At 36.4% G+C, this 19,005-nt stretch carries 19 protein-coding genes; 2 read left to right on the top strand and 17 right to left on the bottom strand.

What is annotated here, in order from left to right; translation table 11 throughout:
- Window positions 1-116: 116 nt before the first annotated feature.
- Window positions 117-284: an SPJ_0845 family protein gene (locus AC6UD1_RS00415; RefSeq protein ID WP_500695557.1), complete on the top strand. Its 168-nt coding sequence runs from the start codon at window positions 117-119 to the stop codon at window positions 282-284.
- A 35-nt stretch (window positions 285-319) separates the two neighbouring features.
- On the opposite strand, the gene yihA is transcribed toward AC6UD1_RS00415, so the two are convergent.
- From yihA to rpsO, 7 genes are all read right to left on the bottom strand, one after another.
- Entirely contained in the window at window positions 320-904 is a 585-nt protein-coding gene (yihA, locus tag AC6UD1_RS00410) for a ribosome biogenesis GTP-binding protein YihA/YsxC (RefSeq protein ID WP_500693888.1), read from the bottom strand.
- 16 nt (window positions 905-920) lie between these two features.
- A complete protein-coding gene (clpX, locus tag AC6UD1_RS00405) occupies window positions 921-2,207 on the bottom strand; it encodes an ATP-dependent Clp protease ATP-binding subunit ClpX (protein WP_500699412.1) in 1,287 nt (428 codons plus the stop codon).
- 143 nt (window positions 2,208-2,350) lie between these two features.
- Complete coding sequence (gene tig, locus AC6UD1_RS00400; protein WP_500707056.1) at window positions 2,351-3,688, bottom strand: trigger factor; 1,338 nt, start codon at window positions 3,686-3,688, stop codon at window positions 2,351-2,353.
- Between the two features lie 166 nt (window positions 3,689-3,854).
- The gene (gene tuf, locus AC6UD1_RS00395; protein ID WP_500693891.1) at window positions 3,855-5,042 is read right to left on the bottom strand and encodes an elongation factor Tu; all 1,188 of its coding nucleotides are present in this window, start codon (window positions 5,040-5,042) and stop codon (window positions 3,855-3,857) included.
- A gap of 178 nt (window positions 5,043-5,220) precedes the next feature.
- Window positions 5,221-6,129: a hypothetical protein gene (locus AC6UD1_RS00390; RefSeq protein ID WP_500707055.1), complete on the bottom strand. Its 909-nt coding sequence runs from the start codon at window positions 6,127-6,129 to the stop codon at window positions 5,221-5,223.
- Window positions 6,130-6,181: 52 nt separating this feature from the next.
- A complete protein-coding gene (locus AC6UD1_RS00385) occupies window positions 6,182-7,900 on the bottom strand; it encodes a ribonuclease J (protein ID WP_500707054.1) in 1,719 nt (572 codons plus the stop codon).
- 171 nt (window positions 7,901-8,071) lie between these two features.
- Window positions 8,072-8,341 (bottom strand): 30S ribosomal protein S15, encoded by a 270-nt coding sequence (gene rpsO / locus AC6UD1_RS00380; RefSeq protein WP_500693894.1) that lies wholly within the window; start codon window positions 8,339-8,341, stop codon window positions 8,072-8,074.
- Window positions 8,342-8,577: 236 nt separating this feature from the next.
- Between rpsO and rpsT the strand changes: the two genes are divergently transcribed.
- Complete coding sequence (gene rpsT / locus AC6UD1_RS00375; protein WP_500695552.1) at window positions 8,578-8,841, top strand: 30S ribosomal protein S20; 264 nt, start codon at window positions 8,578-8,580, stop codon at window positions 8,839-8,841.
- Between the two features lie 13 nt (window positions 8,842-8,854).
- Here rpsT and holA read toward each other — a convergent pair whose 3' ends face one another.
- The 10 genes from holA to typA all read right to left on the bottom strand — a co-directional run bounded on the left by holA (window position 8,855) and on the right by typA (window position 18,922).
- Entirely contained in the window at window positions 8,855-9,889 is a 1,035-nt protein-coding gene (gene holA / locus AC6UD1_RS00370; protein ID WP_500693896.1) for a DNA polymerase III subunit delta, read from the bottom strand.
- Window positions 9,886-12,042, bottom strand: a complete 2,157-nt coding sequence (locus AC6UD1_RS00365; RefSeq protein ID WP_500707053.1) for a DNA internalization-related competence protein ComEC/Rec2 — start codon at window positions 12,040-12,042, stop codon at window positions 9,886-9,888. Before AC6UD1_RS00365 ends, holA begins: the two co-directional genes overlap by 4 nt.
- 101 nt (window positions 12,043-12,143) lie before the next feature.
- Window positions 12,144-12,629: a ComE operon protein 2 gene (locus AC6UD1_RS00360; RefSeq protein WP_500695550.1), complete on the bottom strand. Its 486-nt coding sequence runs from the start codon at window positions 12,627-12,629 to the stop codon at window positions 12,144-12,146.
- A 65-nt stretch (window positions 12,630-12,694) separates the two neighbouring features.
- Window positions 12,695-13,378 (bottom strand): helix-hairpin-helix domain-containing protein, encoded by a 684-nt coding sequence (locus AC6UD1_RS00355; RefSeq protein ID WP_500699398.1) that lies wholly within the window; start codon window positions 13,376-13,378, stop codon window positions 12,695-12,697.
- A 42-nt stretch (window positions 13,379-13,420) separates the two neighbouring features.
- Window positions 13,421-14,476 carry a SepM family pheromone-processing serine protease gene (locus AC6UD1_RS00350; protein ID WP_500707052.1) on the bottom strand — a complete coding sequence of 352 codons (1,056 nt, stop codon included), beginning with the start codon at window positions 14,474-14,476 and terminating at the stop codon, window positions 13,421-13,423.
- Window positions 14,473-14,952, bottom strand: a complete 480-nt coding sequence (coaD, locus tag AC6UD1_RS00345; RefSeq protein WP_500707051.1) for a pantetheine-phosphate adenylyltransferase — start codon at window positions 14,950-14,952, stop codon at window positions 14,473-14,475. Before coaD ends, AC6UD1_RS00350 begins: the two co-directional genes overlap by 4 nt.
- Window positions 14,953-14,963: 11 nt before the next feature.
- Window positions 14,964-15,518, bottom strand: coding sequence for a 16S rRNA (guanine(966)-N(2))-methyltransferase RsmD (gene rsmD / locus AC6UD1_RS00340; RefSeq protein WP_500695548.1), 555 nt, complete (start codon window positions 15,516-15,518; stop codon window positions 14,964-14,966).
- Window positions 15,519-15,527: 9 nt separating this feature from the next.
- A complete protein-coding gene (locus tag AC6UD1_RS00335) occupies window positions 15,528-15,791 on the bottom strand; it encodes a YlbG family protein (RefSeq protein ID WP_500693903.1) in 264 nt (87 codons plus the stop codon).
- Between the two features lie 9 nt (window positions 15,792-15,800).
- Window positions 15,801-16,973, bottom strand: coding sequence for an FtsW/RodA/SpoVE family cell cycle protein (locus tag AC6UD1_RS00330; protein WP_500707050.1), 1,173 nt, complete (start codon window positions 16,971-16,973; stop codon window positions 15,801-15,803).
- A gap of 113 nt (window positions 16,974-17,086) precedes the next feature.
- Entirely contained in the window at window positions 17,087-18,922 is a 1,836-nt protein-coding gene (gene typA, locus AC6UD1_RS00325; protein ID WP_500693905.1) for a translational GTPase TypA, read from the bottom strand.
- Window positions 18,923-19,005: the final 83 nt, after the last annotated feature.

The raw sequence follows: 19,005 nt of genomic DNA, 5'->3' as shown, positions 1-19,005 counted from the left end.
CTCCCTCCTTTCCGATAAATACTACTGTTACAATTATAATGAATTAGTTACAGTTTGTATAACAAACTGACATGAAATGATTTTTTTGCTATGATGAGTTTAAAGGAGCGATCGATATGGGACTAAAAATTAGAAGAAATGAAGATCTTGATGCCATGTTCAGTAAATTCGCTAAAGAGAATCCGAAAGATCCTAACCGTACCAAGTTTTTGAATCATAAAAACAAAGAAGACCAGCGCGAATCAAAAAAGAATAAAATATTAGATCAAGACAAAACCAAATAAACACAAAATCAGCTGTTCTCACAGCTGATTTTTTATTACTTAATTTGTTGCTCAATCCAGTTCCAAATTTGATCTGCTCCGACCTTGGTTTTAGCAGAGAACATTATCAGCGGTTCATCTGCTTCAAGCTCCAACCCTTTTCGCAACGTTTGTTCTTGTTTCTTGATCTTACTTTTAGGAATTTTATCAACCTTAGTCGCTACATAAAGCACGGGAATTCCATAATACTCTAACCAATCACGCATCTGAATATCGTACTCACTCGGGGCGTGTCTACCATCAATTAAATTGATCACTCCCCGGAGCTGTTCACGTTGCGTTAGATAAGTCTCAATCATTTGAGCCCATTTTTCCCGTTCTGTTTTAGAAACCTTCGCATAGCCATATCCTGGAACGTCAACAAAATAGAGTTCATCGTTAACGCGATAAAAATTCAAAGTTTGAGTTTTTCCCGGTTGGCCAGACGTATGAGCGTAATCCTTCCGGTTAATCAACACATTCGTTAGTGAAGACTTGCCAACGTTAGATCGACCCAAAAAGCCAATTTCTGGATATCCAGTAGTGGGATACTGTTTGGGATCAACTGCACTCATTACAAGTTCAACATCATTTACGTCCATTATTATCTCCGTTTAATTACTTTGTTTCGCTTTTTAAGACCATCTTTGGTTCTTTACCACTATTTACTGAATCTGGGGTAACAATCACTTCTTTAACGTCATCACGACTTGGAAGTGAATACATAATATCTCTCATCACACTTTCAATCATAGAACGAAGACCACGAGCACCCGTATTTCTAGCAATGGCTTTTTTTGCCATGGCCTTAAGTGCAGCGTCTTCAAATTTAAGTTGGACACCCTCGAGTGATAAAAGCTTTTGGTATTGTTTTACTAACGCATTTTTAGGTTGAGTCAGAATTTTGACCAGATCATTTTCACTTAACTTATTCAAAGCGGTCAAAATTGGAAGACGACCGATAAACTCTGGAATTAATCCAAAATTCATCAGGTCTTCAGGAATTACTTTTTGCATAATATCTTCATCAGCAACGTCTTGGGTCTCATGATTATCAACCCCAAAACCAATTGTCTTATCACCTAAGCGTCGTCTAACAATATCTTGAATTCCATCAAAAGCCCCACCAACAATAAACAGAATATTCTTCGTATTAATCTTAATAAACTCTTGGCTCGGGTTCTTTCTACCACCCTTTGGTGGAACATTAGCGGTAGTTCCCTCTAAAATCTTTAACAGAGCTTGTTGGACACCTTCACCAGATACATCTCTTGTGATTGAAACATTTTCGGCTTTTTTAGCAATTTTATCAATCTCGTCAATATAAATGATTCCCTTTTCAGCCCGATCAACGTCATAGTCAGCGTTCTGTAAGAGTTTCAAAAGAATATTTTCAACATCTTCTCCAACATATCCAGCTTCAGTCAACGTCGTAGCGTCAGCAATTGCAAAGGGAACGTTTAAAATTTTAGCAAGTGTTTGGGCCAGATAAGTCTTCCCCGATCCAGTTGGTCCAATCATCGCAATATTACTTTTCTGAATCTGAGCATCATCATAAGCATGTCGTTCTTGGTTACCATCTTCACTTTCATCATCATCTTCAGAATCATTCAAAGCCTTAATTCTCATATAATGATTAAAGACAGCCACCGCTAGCGTTTTTTTGGCTTCATCTTGACCAATCACATACTCATCAAGTTTTTTAACAATTTCACTTGGGGTAAGCACATTGATGTCTTCAACATTGGTCTTGTTTAATTCATCACTCATGATTTGTTCACACAAATCGATACATTCATTACAAATATATACACCGGGTCCAGCAACAATTTTTTTTACTTGGTCCTGTGACTTTCCACAAAAGGAGCAAGTAATGGTCTCATTTTGATTTGAATCATCATACATGGTATCTCTCCTTTTTGTTAATTCGTTGTTAATTCGTCTCGTTGCCTGCAATTTGAAACTATACCATACTAATAGAACCTTTTAAAATAATTTGCTCTACAAAAAAAGACCCGCTCTAACAAGCGGATCCCATCTTGTATAAATTATTTCTTATTTTCTTTACTGGAATCCTTCTTTTCAGAAGCCTTCTTGGTAGTTGATTTTGGTTCTTCTTTAGCACTGTCAACCACAATGTCAACGGCTTTTTGAATACCAATATCATGTTTTAACATGTCATCAGATAATGCATTACGAACGGCAGTTTCTTCCATTCCGTATTGTTTAGCGAGGTTGCTAACTTCTTTTTGAATGTCTTCTTCACTAGGATCAATCTTTTCAGCTTTAACAATTGCTTCTAAGACCAAATTAGTTTTAACTCGACGATCTGCACCATCAGCAAATTGCTTCTTTAAGTCCTCTGGCTTAGTACCAGTGAGTTTGTAGTACATTTCAGCGTTAATACCCTGCTGCTGCATTCCAGCTAAGTACTGGTCCATTTGACGTTGAACGTCATCATTAATCATAACTTCTGGAATATCTTTAACAGTAGCATTATCTACTGCTTCACTAATAGCCGTATTTTCCTTGGCATCGTGAGCGGCTGATTCTTTTTGTTCCTTAAGTTCTTTTTTAACTTTGTCTTCCAATTCAGAAAGAGTATCAACATCTTCATCAACATCTTTAGCAAAGTCATCATCAAGCTTAGGAAGTTGTTTCTCTTTAACTTCATGGAGTTTAACCTTAAAGGTAGCTTCTTTGCCAGCTAGTGACTTTTCTTGATAATCCTTAGGGAAGGTAACTTTTACTTCGACATCATCGCCAGCCTTTTTTCCAATCAATTGATCTTCAAATCCTGGAATGAATGATCCTGAACCAAGTTCAAGAGAATAGTTATTTGCTTTTCCACCTTCAAAAGGCTTGCCATCAACAAATCCCTCAAAATCAATGGTAACAGTGTCACCTTTTTTGGCAGGACGATCAACTAGAACAAGTTCAGCTTGAGATTGACGCATTTTATCAATCTTAGCATCAACGTCTTTCTTGTAAACTCGAGTGCTTTCCTTTGGAACGCTTAGTCCTTTGTATTGACCAAGTTTAACGTCAGGTTTAACGCTAACAGTAGCCTTTAAGACCCAAGGCTTCCCTTTTTCAATTGAATCAACACTAACGTCAGGTTGACCAACGGGTTCAATGCCAGCGTCTTTAATTGCTTCACTGTAAGCATCTGGTAATAACAAATTCAAAGCATCTTGGTATAAAGCTTCTTCACCATACATTTGGTTAAATACTTGTCTTGAAACTTTACCCTTACGGAATCCAGGAACTTTAATATTTTTCTTATTCTTTTTGAAAGCTAGATCTAATCCTTCTTTAATCTTATCAAGACCAATTTCAAAGGTTAATTCCCCATCATTGGTACCTTTTTTCTTCCAATCTGCCATAACATTTCCTCCAACATGAAAAATATTTACACACTTTTCCAAGTAATAGTATTCAAATAATATTCTAACTTAAGCGTCCTCAAAAGTAAACAGCGACGCTAAAACGGCCATAGCAATAAAAAAGAGATTGAAGACATTGTCTTCAATCTCTAAATAAAAATACTAATTAATCATCGATTTCGGTAACAACACCGGCACCAACGGTATGTCCACCTTCACGAATAGTGAACTTAGTACCCTTTTCAATGGCAACTGGCTTAGTTAAGTCAACGTGGAAAGTAACGTTGTCTCCAGGCATTACCATTTCAGTTCCCTTGTCTAATTCGATAACACCAGTAACATCAGTGGTGTGGAAGTAGAATTGAGGACGATAGTTTGAGAAGAATGGAGTATGACGTCCACCTTCTTCTTTGGTTAAGATATAAACTTGACCAGTGAACTTCTTGTGGGTTTGAATTGAACCAGGTGCTGCAAGAACTTGTCCACGAACAACTTGGTCACGATCAATACCACGAAGTAATGCACCGATGTTGTCACCGGCTTCACCTTTGTCAAGAGTCTTTCTGAACATTTCAAGACCAGTAACAGTGGTCTTCAATGTGTCAGGGACTAAACCAACAATTTCAACTTCGTCGCCGACTTTGATGCTACCACGGTCAATACGACCAGAAGCAACAGTTCCACGACCAGTGATGGTAAACACATCTTCAACAGGCATTAAGAATGGCTTGTCGTCATCACGTTCTGGAGTTGGGATGTATTCATCAACAACATCCATTAATTTCATGATGTTTTCTTCTTGTTCTTTGTCACCTTGAAGTGCTTTCAAAGCTGAACCACGAACAACCGGAACATCGTCACCATTGTAACCATATTCTGAAAGCAACTCACGAATTTCCATTTCAACTAAGTCGATCAATTCGTCGTCATCAACCATGTCAGTCTTGTTCAAAAAGACAACAATGTGGTCAACACCAACTTGTCTAGCAAGCAAAATGTGTTCACGAGTTTGTGGCATAGGACCATCAGTTGCGGCAACAACAAGAATGGCACCATCCATTTGGGCAGCACCAGTGATCATGTTCTTAACGTAGTCAGCATGTCCTGGGGCGTCAATATGTGCATAATGACGCTTTTCAGTTTCGTATTCAACGTGGGCAGTATTAATAGTAATACCACGTTCCTTTTCTTCTGGTGCAGCATCGATATCAGCAAAGTCTTCAGCCTTAGCCAAGCCTTTTTCTGATAATACTTTAGTGATTGCTGCAGTTAAAGTAGTCTTCCCGTGGTCAATATGGCCGATAGTACCAATATTAACGTGGGGCTTTGTTCTTTCATAATGTTCTTTTGCCATTTATGAAACCCTCCTGTCATTTTCGTAAGATAAACATCAGCAAAACGCCAATGTCTCTTTATTATTAATTATACTACATTTCCCCTAAAAGGCAAAATTGTCACCTTTTTGGGAATTCACTTTCATATTATATCCACTGACAAATTATTTGTAAACCAGATATAGACAATTTCTTAAATTACTTTAGTAATAAATTCATGATTTTATCAATTTTCACTAACCAATGATCAATTGATTTCATTTTTTCATCATCCACTACCATATTCGGATTAATGATATGCCGATGAATAGCGGTTACCCATTCATCAGGTTCCTTAATCACATCATCAATAAACGGATACAAAATCTGAGCATCATATTTGGCCGCGTTAGAAATTTGCTGATAACGAATTGGATCATTTTGTCCATAGCGTTCCCTAATTTCCTTTTGCATTGCTTGATACGCACTAGAATCCAATTCATCAACAAGCTGTGATGGTGTTAAAGTATACGTTTTTCCATCCATCCAAATATATTTAACTGGTTTATCATACTTTAACTTAGCTAAATTATTAAGTAACTGATTTCTCCATATCGGATTGACGTCTGGATCTACTAGGTTAAACTGTGCACCCTTCAAATATTGCTTATACGGGAGTTCTTCAGCCTTTTCCATTATGTCGCGCTGCTTGATTCCCGTTTGTCCACCCATGTGCATAAAATGCTTCAAGTTAGCCCGGTTAGATTCAGCCTGCTCAGAGTCATTGATTCTCTCTAAAGATTCGATTTTGCCTTTGACATCATCCTTATCTAATACATCAATTGAATCAACAATTATTCGTAATGGGATAAACTTCCGGTTTTTTAAGTAAATATTTATTAATAATTTAACATCATTTTCAACAAAATAATTAAAGTTATCTTCTAATAATCGATATGATTCAACGTACTTTTTTTCATTAAAGAGCGAGTGTCCCAACAAATCAATCACATTGTAATCGTCAACTTCATCATACAAAGCCAACAATTCCCGTGAACTTTTCTGATAATGTTTTTGCCTAAAGTCTGTTTGTGCTTTTTTTAATCTTGCCTTTTGATGATCATTCAATCTATTATCCTCACATAAGAAAACAAAAAAATTGAGCCGGGGCTCAACTTCTTTAATCTTCTTGATCGTTTTTATTGTTAGCTTTTTTTCTTCTATGGTGTTGATTGACTTCCATAATAACTGGAAGAATTACTGGTCTTCTCCCAGTCTTTTTGTATAGAAATTGTCCAAGGTCTTCTCTAACATCCTGTTTTAAATGACCCCAGTCAAACTCCTTGTTATTAAGGTTATTCTGGACTGCTTCAGATACAATATCAGCTGCTTCTTTAAGCAAGGATTTATCAGAATTAACGTAAACAAATCCCCGAGCCATGATTTTGGGCTCTGAAATAATTTTTTTCTTCTTACGGTCGATAGTAACAACTGCCACGAAGACACCATCTTCCGATAACACTTTTCGATCTCGTAATACAATGTTTCCAATGTCTCCGACACCAATCCCATCAATCATGGTGTCAGAAGCTGGGACAGCTTCTGACAAAAACATGTTTTCACCATCAAACTCAATTACATCACCTTTAGCGGGTAAAATAACGTGTGATGGTTTCATCCCAACTTCCTCAGCTAGCTCTTTTTGTGCTTCCATTAATCGATACTCACCCTGGATTGGTATTAAGTAATCAGGATGAATTAAATTAAGGAGCAGTTGAAGATCATGCTTGCTGGCATCCCCTGAAATATTCTTTTCATCAGCAATGCTCATGACCTCCCCACCAGCTTTATAGATCATATCGCGAGTCTTAGCCCATGGAGTGTCCATTGCACGGGATGGACTGGTAGCAATCAAGACCAGGTCACCTGGCTGAATATCAACGTCTCTGTCTCGATTGTCAGCCATTCTTTGAAGTGATTCCATTGGTTCACCGTTCTTACCGGTTTGTAGAATCAGAACTTCATGTGGATTCATTTGATTTAACTCTTTTGCAGATTCAATAAACAAATCGTCAGAAGGTAACGTTAACTTGCCAAGTTTCAACGCAGTATCAATAACCTCTTCTAGACCCTTGCTGGTTAGATAGACTCTCCTACCTGACTTAGACGCGGCGTTTAATACTTCTTGAATTCTTAAAATATTATTAGCAAGACAGGCAACGATCACACGACCCTTCTGATAGTGAAAGGTTTCATAGAGATAGTCTCTGATCTCTTTCTCGTCGGTACTCTCTTCCGGATTGTCAGCATTTCTTGAGTCACTTAAAAGTGCCAAGACGTGTTCTTTACCAATATCAGTAAGAGCTGAATAATCCGTTTTGTATCCGTCAGCAGCAGTCTGATCAAACTTAAAATCACCAGTATAGACAATGTTTCCAAGTTCAGTACTAATCACGATCCCAACTGAGTCAGGAATTGAATGAGTGGTATCAAAGAAACTAACCGTGCCATCCTCAAATACAATTTCGCTTTTACTATTAATGACGTGAAAATCATTAAATTTCTTAGTCTTCTTATTATCGGCAACCGCCAACTTTGCCAAACCAATCGTTAACTCCGTTCCAAACACGGGAACGTTAAATTCACTTAAAAAATATGGAAGTGCACCAATTGCATCTGCGTGACCGTGGGTAAGAAAAACCCCGACAATTTTATCGGCGTTATCCCTTAAATACGAAAAATCTGGGATTACAAAATCAATTCCTAACATTTCGTTTTGAGGGTATTTTAGTCCACAATCCAAAATAAAAATACTATTATCATTAATTTCAATGGCATAAAGATCCTTGCCATTTTCTCTCACTCCACCCAGTGGAATGATTTTGATGTTCTTTTTCATAATTACTTGTTCCTCTCAAAAAATTACTTACGATTAAAATTAACTATTTTATGCGAAGCTTGGCCTCTAAGCGCTCATGATATCTGTTAACAGTGTAACATATTTATATTAAGCACTAAATTATTTATGTATAAAAAAAGAGCGGAAAAATCCGCCCTATTAAAATCAAGATTAACGACGTAATCCTAATTCCTTGATTAATTTACGATAACTTTGTACATCATTGTTACGTAAGTAAGCAAGAAGATTTCTTCTGTGACCGATCTTCTTCATAAGTCCACGTTGTGAATGAAAATCCTTTTTGTGGGTCTTCATGTGTCCATTAATTTCATTAATATCAGCAGTCAGTACAGCAATTTGTACTTCTGTCGAACCCGTGTCACCATCGTGTTGAGCAAACTTTTTAATAATATCGTTCTTTTGTTCTTTAGTTAAAGCCATTATTACATTCCACCTTTCTAATCTAATCCCTCAATCTGAGTAATACGTCAGTGACTCGCAAAACTAAGATTAAGTTACTTATTTAATATAACCTAAAAGAAAGCGTTATTCAAGTTATCATTAAAAAATTAGTCTTGTTTTTGGTGCTATTGCAATTAATCAATGGATTTTGTATAATTAAGAACGTCAAAAGATGTGAATAATTGAATTTATTTCACAAGGTGGAGGTGAACTTAATGCCAGTAATTAAATCTGCTATCGAACGTATGCGAACTAACGAAGAAGCTAGAAAGAAAAACGCATCTCAAAAGAACGAAATGAGAAGTGCAATCAAAAAATTCGAAAAAGCTGAAGCTTCTGGTGCCGATGATTTAGATAGTGTATACCGCAGTGCTGTTGCAGCAATTGACCATGCAAAATCTAAGGGTCTTATCAAAGCTAATAACGCTAACCGTAAGAAGTCTCATTTAGCAAATAAACTTGCTAAAAACGACAACTAAAAAAAGAATCCGATTAATCGGATTCTTTTTTTATACTCTGATTTAGTTTAACGGCAAACATTTCAAACAACAATTCTGGATCAATACTCGTACTTTTCAGTTGCTCTTCAATTTCTACCAAACTAATATATGCATCTCGTAGATATTCTCTAGGATACTTGCGATTGTTCCTGATTGCTAACTTTACTCGATACGGATGGACCCGTAAAGAACTTGCTAAATTCCCCTGACTATAGCCAAAATAATCTAAAATTTTAACTTGCAGTAATAATCTGAACTGACTAACTAAAATTGCATTGATTTGAATTGGCTCATGCTTCTGAGAAATTAAATCATGATAAAACTCGATTGCTTGCGTTGTTTTACCACTCATTAAATAATTAATTAAATCAAAAACGTTTTGATCCATCGATTTTGATACTAACGAATCGACCGCATCAAGCGTTATTTTTTTATCATTGATTTTGTATAAAAAGAGTTTATCTAATTCATTCATAACACTAGCCAAATTACCCGAAGTTCGAGAAAGAAGTTCTTCAAGTGCATTTCGATCGATCGAATATCCACTGTTCTTAATCTTACTTTGCACTAACTGCTTAATTTCCCTTTCAGAAAACCGATTTAAGTCGATTACTTCCGCACGTTTTAAAAGCTCCTTACTAACTTTTTTTCTAGCATCTAACTTTTGGTATGGAGCAAAAAAAGCTAGAGTTGTTTCATCAGGAGCATTCTTCAAATAATTTATGAGTTCTTCTGAATGATGAACGGTTTTGCTTTTATTTTTTTCACCGGTTAAAAAATATGGATTCTTAATGAAGACTAGTCGTTTTTTCCCAAAAAAGGGAATTGACATCGCATCATTTAGTGCAACGGAAAGCGATGTTTCTTCCATATCATAAGTAGCAAAATTCATTGTCCGTTCATCATTTGGGATTAGAGACTTTAGTTTCTTTTGAATTATATCGATCCAATAATCATCATTTCCAAGGATTAAATAAATTGATTTAGGATCACTATCAATCTGATTAACTTGTTCTACGACACTCAACGACGTGCCACCTTCCACTTTGTTTCAAATTTTCCAATTTTGTTATTATTTTTGAACTTATATCTAATCATACCATTCTTTTTGGTACTGATAATTGCAACATGTTGTTGGTTCATTGTATCAATAGTTTCCTGATTTGGATGATTATAACGATTATGACGACCCGCAGATATCAGAGCAACTTTAGGATTAATTGCCCTGATAAATCTAGGATCGGATGAAGTCTTACTTCCGTGATGACCTAGCTTGATCACATCAACTCGCAAATCAGGATATTTTTGGATAATCTTAAGTTCTTCCTCTCGGTTCAAATCACCCATAAAAATCCACTTCAAACCGCCAATTTTACCAAAAAGTACCATGGAATCTTGATTTTCACCAGACCCACTTTTCATCGGATGAACAACTTGAAATGGGGAATTTTTAATTCGATTTCCATCCTTGGCATCAAGCAACTGAAACTGTCCTTGATACGGTCTAATTCGCCTTAAAAAGCTTTGATTATTAGTCATCCCCCACGGAACATAAACCCGATCAACCTTCATTTTACTTAAGAAGGCCGGCAAATCACCAACATGATCAGCATCTTGATGACTTAAACAAACATTATCAAGTTTTGAAATCCCAATGCTTTTTAAATATTGGATTGAAGTATCATTGGCTTGATAAATTTTGGCCCGCTTCTGTTTGCCAAAGAAATTAGGCTTTCCGCCAGTGTCAATCAACGTAATCGAACGATTAAATGGCTCTCTAACAAGAAAACTATCCCCTTGACCAACATCAAATGCATCAACTTCTCCATTCATTGGAAAATGAATCATCACAAAACCAATGCTAAAAAATAACACTAAAAGAATCATTCGCTTCATAGTTACTTTTTCAATGAGTAGTAAAGAAATTATTACCATTAATAAAACGATCCATACGTTTAGTTTCCCGATCACCAAATTTCCTGGAAGCCTTGAAAGAAAATTTAAAAGCTGGTCAAATGTCTTTAAGGTTGTATCAATTAATGAAACAATCAAATCAAATTTTAAAAATGACAGCAAATATCCAATTAACACAATCGGAAATATAAAGGTTGAAAAGAAGGGGACAAATAACAGATTGGCAAACAAAGATAATGCATGCCATTCATACATATGATACAAAATAATCGGTAAACTAATTAAGTTAAGTAGGATAGTTTGTTTTAAAAACCCACAGTTTTTCGTCAGGATTAACCCAAGTGATAATAAATATGAAAGCTGACACCCAAACTGAAAAATAAACAATGGATTAATCAGCAAGTTGATCATCACCGCACTGGACCAGATATCTAAGGGAGATATGTCAAGATACACTTTATCTAGACCCAAGCGTTCTTCGGCCATTATAATTGCCCGAAGTAAACTAGCTCCTGCACCAGCAATTACAAAGTAAAATGGAAGAAAAATGATTAAGAATGAATTAACCTGCTCCCTTCTCAATCGCAAAGTCGTCATAATCCACGTAATCAAACCAATTAAATAATAAACGTGCATCCCCGAAATTGTGAATAAGTGGATGAGGCCCAAGCGTTGGACCCCGGTCAGTTCTTCTCTAAAATCACTACTCCGACTTCCATAAATGATACCCAAAACGTACATCCGTAGATGTTTAGGTAATTGATCACACGTTTTAATCATTTGAAACCTTAAGTCGTGAACCCGATCACCTAAACCTTGATTGCTACAAATCTGACGGTATTTAATTTGATCACATTTAATTTCACTCACAATTCCCTTAGCGCGATTAAAACTCTTGGAGTCAAATTGAGCAAAATTGGGTGGTGAATCAATCAAACTAAGTTGGCCATCAATAATAAATTCGCTGGTGTGATTAAGATGAAGCAAAGCATCTTTTTCACTCTTATTTTTTACAAACCCATAAATTAATACCCGCTGTTTTAGCCGGGGAATTTCTACAACTCCACTATACGTATCTCCATGAAGCTGTAATTCATCTGGATGGACCTTAGCTATCCAAGTCGAAGTCGTTTCTGTCTTAGGTATCACCCTAACTTGTCGGTTAATGTGATTTTGCCAAATTCCAAAAAATATCAGTGGAATTAGCAGTGAGATGACACTTTTTGAAAAGAAACGGGGAATTCTTAAAAGAAAGATACGAATCAACCATAAAATTAATAAAACAATTCCAATTACGTGATTTCCAAAAAATGCGAATGCACCAAGCACCCACAAAATGGATGTAAAAACCAAAAAATTCTTTTTAATTATTTATCGACGGATAAGAATGATTCAAACGGTAGATTATTAACATCATTTTGATTAACATCAACTTTTTCTAAAGAGACATGTTTCATGTCCAACAACTTTTTAGCATACTCACTGTTATGATAATTTCTTAAATACTTGATTTTAATGATCCCGGCCTGAAGTAACATCTTTGTACACTGCAAACAAGGTACATCAGTGACGTATAACTCAGCATTATCAGTTGACTCACCAAACTTAGCACATTGTAGAATGGCATTCATCTCGGCGTGGATTGTTCTTTGACAATGACCATCTACTAAATAACACCCTTCGTCAATACAATGGACATCTCCTGATACTGAACCGTTATATCCACAAGCAATTACTCGCTTATTTCGCACCAATACCGCACCGACAGATCGTCGATTGCATGTACTTCTGGACGCAACTAACATCGCTTGCAACATAAAATATTGGTCCCACGGAATCCTCTTCTTTTTCATAACTGTCATCACCTTCACTAGAATAGTTAAATCTAGTATACCAATATTTATCTATCACAGTTGCTTCAAACAGTAATCGAACTTTTCAAATTTGCAACGGTCTTATCACCAAATCCAGGAACGTTTTTCAAGTCCTCAGGCTTTTTAAATGGGCCACTTTGTTTCCGATAAGCAATTATTTTATCAGCCTTCTTATCACCAATCCCATTTAGCTGTTGAAGTTTAGCTTTATCTGCTTCATTAATATTAACCTTTCCGCTATCAGAACCCTTATCACTTCCAGCCGAATTGCCTGATGAATCACTAGCAACTTGATTGGTCTTTGGTAATCCATTAATTTCTCCACGAATTGGGACATAAACAACCTGTTGATCAGACAATTTTTGCGCCAAATTAATGTGTTTAGCATCCGCTGAACGATTAAAACCACCTGCTAATTCAACTGCATCAGAAACACGCATGTTTTTACCAACCTGATAAACTCCTGGTTTATTAACTGCTCCCTTTACATCAACATACACTTGTTGGTGATCATCATTCCCATTGCCTGCCGAATTCTCTGCGGTTGATTTAGTAACGTTTTTTCTGTGATTTGCTTTGGCTGTTGTTTGCAAATTAGTACGTGGTGCTTGCCCGCTACTATTTTGAGATGCAAAAACACAATATCCCAGCAGTCCTACCACAATAATTATCAATCCTCCAATAATTCTGTACTTGTATTCCTCAATAAATTCATATAACTTATCCATCTTTCTCTCCTTTCACATTTAAATACGAAAAAAACACAGCTTTTAGCTGTGTTTTTGATTTAAATAATTCAAAGCGTCATCAAAAGATGTGACCGGAACAATTTTCATTTTAGGGGCATACCTTTTGGCAGTTGCTTTAGCCACTTGGTAATTAGTCTTATGACCTTGCTCCATTCTCAAAATTGGCTCAGTCGGTTTAACGTATGGACAAAAGAAAACCTGTGCGCCACTCTTATTAGCAGCAATTATTTTCTTATCCACTCCACCAATTTCGCCCACTTGACCATTGGCGGCAATCGTCCCAGTTCCTGCAATTCGTTTGTAATCGTAATTCGTATGTTTTAATTCACTATATACTTGCAGGGCAAACATCAGACCACCAGAGGGTCCACCAATTTTTCCTGGGTTAATATTGGCCTTAGGATCAGTTTTAACACTCATATCATCAATCATTCCGATTCCAATCCCATAAAACCCCTTGACCAGTTGTTTCTTTGTGCCGATCGCCTGTTTATCTTTTCCATTCCGTTTAAAAGTAATTTTAAGTTGCGCATGCTTGGGTAAACTTTGAATGTACTTTACATATTCGGGACCCTTATATAATTTTTTCCCATTTATTGATTCAACTAAATCACCAGGCTTCAATTTATTGGCGAAATCAGATTGTGGATAAACGTTTAATACGTACACACCATGATAACTTTGCTTAATTTTACCATGAGCTTTGTGGTAGCCAACATAAATTGCATTATTGATAGCCGTCTTCATATAAATATCTTGTACGTTATCATACTCTTGATTACTTTGATTTCCCATCACATCTGACGTTTTCTCAATTGAAACATGGGGATTCACTTTTGAATACAAGTAAGTGATTGGTCTAGCCTGCGACATTGAAACTGCAGTGATCATAAACTTATTCTTCTTATTTGGTTTAATTCCTTGAATTTTAACCATTGATTGAATGTTAACGGCTTCACCAGGCGCTTCAATCAAAGCATTAAGCGGCCAAAAAAGGAACCACAATATAAAAATAATGATCCCTAGGAAAATCAAAAAATATCGGTTATGTTTAATCCATTTCCAGATTGTCTTCACTGGTTTCTCTTCTCCTTTAGTGCCTCACACACAACGTCAGGGACAAATTTTGATACATCTCCACCAAAATGATTAATCTCTTTAACCATTGAAGACGAAATCAATTCATAATCATGGTTGGCAAACAACAACACGGTCTCAATTTGCGAATCCAACATTTGGTTTAAACTAGCAATTTCCTGTTCGTTTTCAAAGTCTTTAGTATCCCGAATCCCTCGGATCAGGATATTGGCATGTTCTGCTTTTAAGAAATCAACCGTTAAATTAGAATAGACCTTAACAGTAACGTTTGAATAGCCAGCCACACACGTTTCAACCATTTCTTTCCGTTCTTTAGGGGTAAACAACCCCACTTTACTCGAATTGTCGCCAATGGCAACGACAACTTCGTCAAATAGTTGCGTTGCTCGCTTAATAATATTCAAATGTCCATTGGTAATGGGGTCAAAGCTACCCGGATAAATGGCTTTTTTCATAATTTTTCCCTTTATATTAAAATTTGATAGATTGATATCACCGTTAAACCATAATCTTTTTGTTTAATGAGGCGATAGTTTTTAACATCATCAGACATATCAGTTTGATTGTCAGTCTCACAGATTACCATCCCATTATGACTTAACAAACCACTATTGCTAATTTCTTCTAGTTGTTTAACCATCTGTTGCTTTTTATATGGGGGATCCAAGAAAATATAGTCAAAGAAATGACCTTCTTCTTTCAATTTAACCAGTGCTGATTCGGCATTCATCTTCCACACAGAAAAATCAGCAGCATTCGGATCAATCGCAACGTTCTGTTTAATAGTTTTATACGCAGCATACTGTTTATCAATTAAAACGGCATGATCCATTCCCCTAGAAATGGCCTCAAGGGAGACGGCTCCTGATCCGGCATATAAATCCAGAAAATTACCGCCATCAAAGTATGGTCCGATCATGTTAAATAACGCTTCTCGCACTTTGTCGGTTGTTGGGCGCGTCCGATTCCCAGGGACTGGTTTAATTTTACGTCCTCCAAATTTTCCTGAAATTATTCTCATTTTTGTTTCCTACTCTTCAACGTTATTTTCAGCATTAATCTCACCAAAAGTAAGTGCCAAGTCAACGGTTTTAGAGACACCAACCTTTTTAACAAACCTAAGTTTACTAATTTCTTGGATAGTCGTATCTAAATCAGAACTATCAACAAAAATAATAACATAATGCATCTTTTTCGATACAAATCGAATATCACCAAATCTCTTTAGGTTTTTAATTTGACGAATCGAGTATGTTGAAACAATCAATTCCGTTCGGTCAGTTAATTTGGCCATGATTTCACCTTACTTTACTTTTTTATTACTACGTTCTCTTTTTTCTACTCTACTAATATAAAGGACTAGTCCAAGACAAATGGAAAGTGCCATTATACTTGAACCCCCGTAACTGATAAATGGAAGTGCAACTCCAGTTAAAGGAATCATACCGACCGCACCACCAGCATTAAATAAGGTCTGAATAAAAATGTAAGCTGCAGTTCCATAACAAATCGTACTATAAAAGGTATCGTTAGTTCGACTACCAACTGCGATGATTCTTAAAACAAGATACAACAAGAGTCCCAAAACAACTAAAATACCAACGATCCCGAGTTCCTCACCAATAACTGCAATTATAAAATCAGTATTTGGCTCTGACAAGTAACCCATCTTTTGAATACCGTTACCAATCCCAACACCAAACAATCCTCCGTTACTAATTGCATAATAAGAATTAATCAATTGATGTCCACTAGTTTGCGCATATTTGAAAGGATCTGAAAAACTAATTAATCTTTGAATTTGATAAGCATGAATGCTACTTAAAATTCCTTCAAATGGCTTAATCCAAATCCTAACCCCTAAAATAAAGATGCCAATTACAACAATCCAAATTCTTGAAGCCTTAAAGTTACTTCCGGCTGCCAGAATCATCATTAAAATAATGAATATATTAATCGCTGCACCACCAGTATCAGGCTGAAAAGCAATTAAAAAAATCATAAATGCTGGGAGAATACTAGGCATAGCTACTTTCATAAATTCATACCTTAATCCAACATTCTCAAAATATTGCTTTTCATTGGCCAAAACGTTTGCGTAATACAAAATGAACAACGGCTTACAAAACTCAGCCGGTTGGATACTAAGATGTCCAAGTCTAATCCATCCAGCAGCCCCATTTGTACTAGATCCAAAAAATTTTAAAAAAATCAACACTCCAGTCATAATTATCATTGCAATTATATAGAACTTTATATTTCCCTCAAGTAATTTACTTTTTAACGTTGAGAAAAAAAACAATACAAAGAAGCTAACAATTACAAAACTAACTTGATATTCTAAATAATGGAAAGCAATTTCCGCATGAGCGCTTAACCCTTCACTAGATGAAAAAACCATGACGATCCCAATCAAACTCAGTAATAGGTATGGCACCATAATGTACCAGTCTAGCTGTTTTAAGTATTTAATCATATTAATCTCCAACTGAATATGTAAAATTCATGAATTAATACCTTTCATTATACTAGTATCACCAAATAAAAAAAGACTATTTAACAATGGTTAAATAGTCTTAATTATTTTAATTAATTGTGACGGCGCTTCTTAGCTGCCTTTTCACGTTCATTAGTATTTAAAATTCTCTTTCTTAATCTGATATGATCTGGAGTAACCTCACAAAGTTCATCCTCGTTTAGGAATTCAAGTGATTCTTCAAGAGTCATATGAACTGGTTCCTTAACCTTCGCAATATCTTCGGATCCAGCTGCACGAACGTTGGTTTGATTACGACCACGAGTAATATTAACCGAAATATCATTATCTCGTGCGTTTTCACCAACAATCATACCCTCATAAACATCGGTACCAGGATCAGTGAAAATCTTACCACGGTCTTGAACGGCCATGATGGCATAAGTAGTCACCTTACCTGAATTAATTGAAACTAAGGTTCCGTTACGACGACCAGGATTCCAATTTTTGATGGCTGGAAGATATTGACTGAATGAATGGTTCATGATTCCGTATCCACGAGTCAATGATAAAAATTGAGTGCTGTACCCAATCAAACCACGTGATGGAACTAAGAAAGTCATTCGAACCTGACCATTTCCAACGTTTTCCATGTTTTTCATTTCACCCTTACGTTGTGACAAGGTATCAATGATTGAACCAGAATATTCTTCTGGGGTATCAATCTGAACGGATTCAAATGGTTCACACTTAACTCCGTCAACATCCTTGTAGATAACTTCAGGACGGGAAACTTGAAGTTCGTAACCTTCACGACGCAAAGTTTCAATCAAGATTGAAAGGTGAAGTTCACCACGTCCGGAAACAACCCATGCACCAGGATCATCAGTGTCTTCAACTCGAAGAGAAACATCAGTATGAAGTTCCTTCTTCAAACGATCACCAAGTTGACGAGCAGTGAGATACTTACCGTCTTGACCAACAAATGGTGAAGTATTGGTTCCAAAAGTCATTCGAAGGGTTGGTTCGTCAATTCTCAAAACAGGAAGTGGTTCCTGCTTATCAGGACTAACAACGGTTTCACCAACGTTAATGTCTTCCATTCCAGAGACAGCAATTAAATCTCCGGCCTTAGCCTCATTGATCTCAACTTTTTGAAGACCAATGAATCCCATCAATTTAGTAACACGAAACTTCTGAGTGCTCCCATCAAGTTTCATGAGAACAACATTATCCCCAACCTTGATCTTACCTCTGAAGACACGGCCAATCCCAATTCGACCAACGAAATCGTTATAATCAAGCATTGCAACTTGGAATTGTAATGGATCGTCTGAATTATCGATTGGTGAAGGGATGTTTTTGATAATGGTATCAAAAACCGGCTTCATAGTGTGTTCCTGCTTTGAAACGTCAGGATCATAACTTGAAGTTCCGTTCATAGCAGAGGCATAAACCACTGGGAATTCCAGTTGTTCTTCATCAGCACCTAATTCAATGAATAAATCAAGAACTTCATCAACAACTGCTTCAGGTCTTGCACCAGGCTTATCAACTTTGTTGATTACAACGATTGGAGTCAAATGTTGTTCCAAAGCCTTCTTTAAAACAAAACGGGTCTGTGGCATTGTTCCTTCGGCTGCATCAACAACCAAAAGGACACCATCAACCATTCGCATGATACGCTCAACTTCTCCACCAAAGTCGGCATGTCCTGGAGTATCCAAAATGTTAATTTGTTTGTCGCCATATTTAACGGCAGTATTTTTTGACAGAATGGTAATTCCACGTTCACGTTCAATCGCGTTAGAATCTAACGCACGATCTTGAATCTCAGTGTGATCATTCAAAGTGTCAGATTGCTTTAATAATTCATTAACCAAGGTCGTCTTACCATGATCGACATGGGCAATGATGGCAATGTTTCTAATATCGTCTCTTGTTTTCAAAAATGTTTCCTCCTCAAAAAAGCAATTCAAAAATTTGCAATTTGATAAGTTAATAACCCAACTTCGATAAAAAAGCTGTGAGT

Source organism: Fructilactobacillus sp. X8R1C1, assembly GCF_059900945.1.
This window is presented reverse-complemented; position numbering and strand designations above follow the sequence as displayed.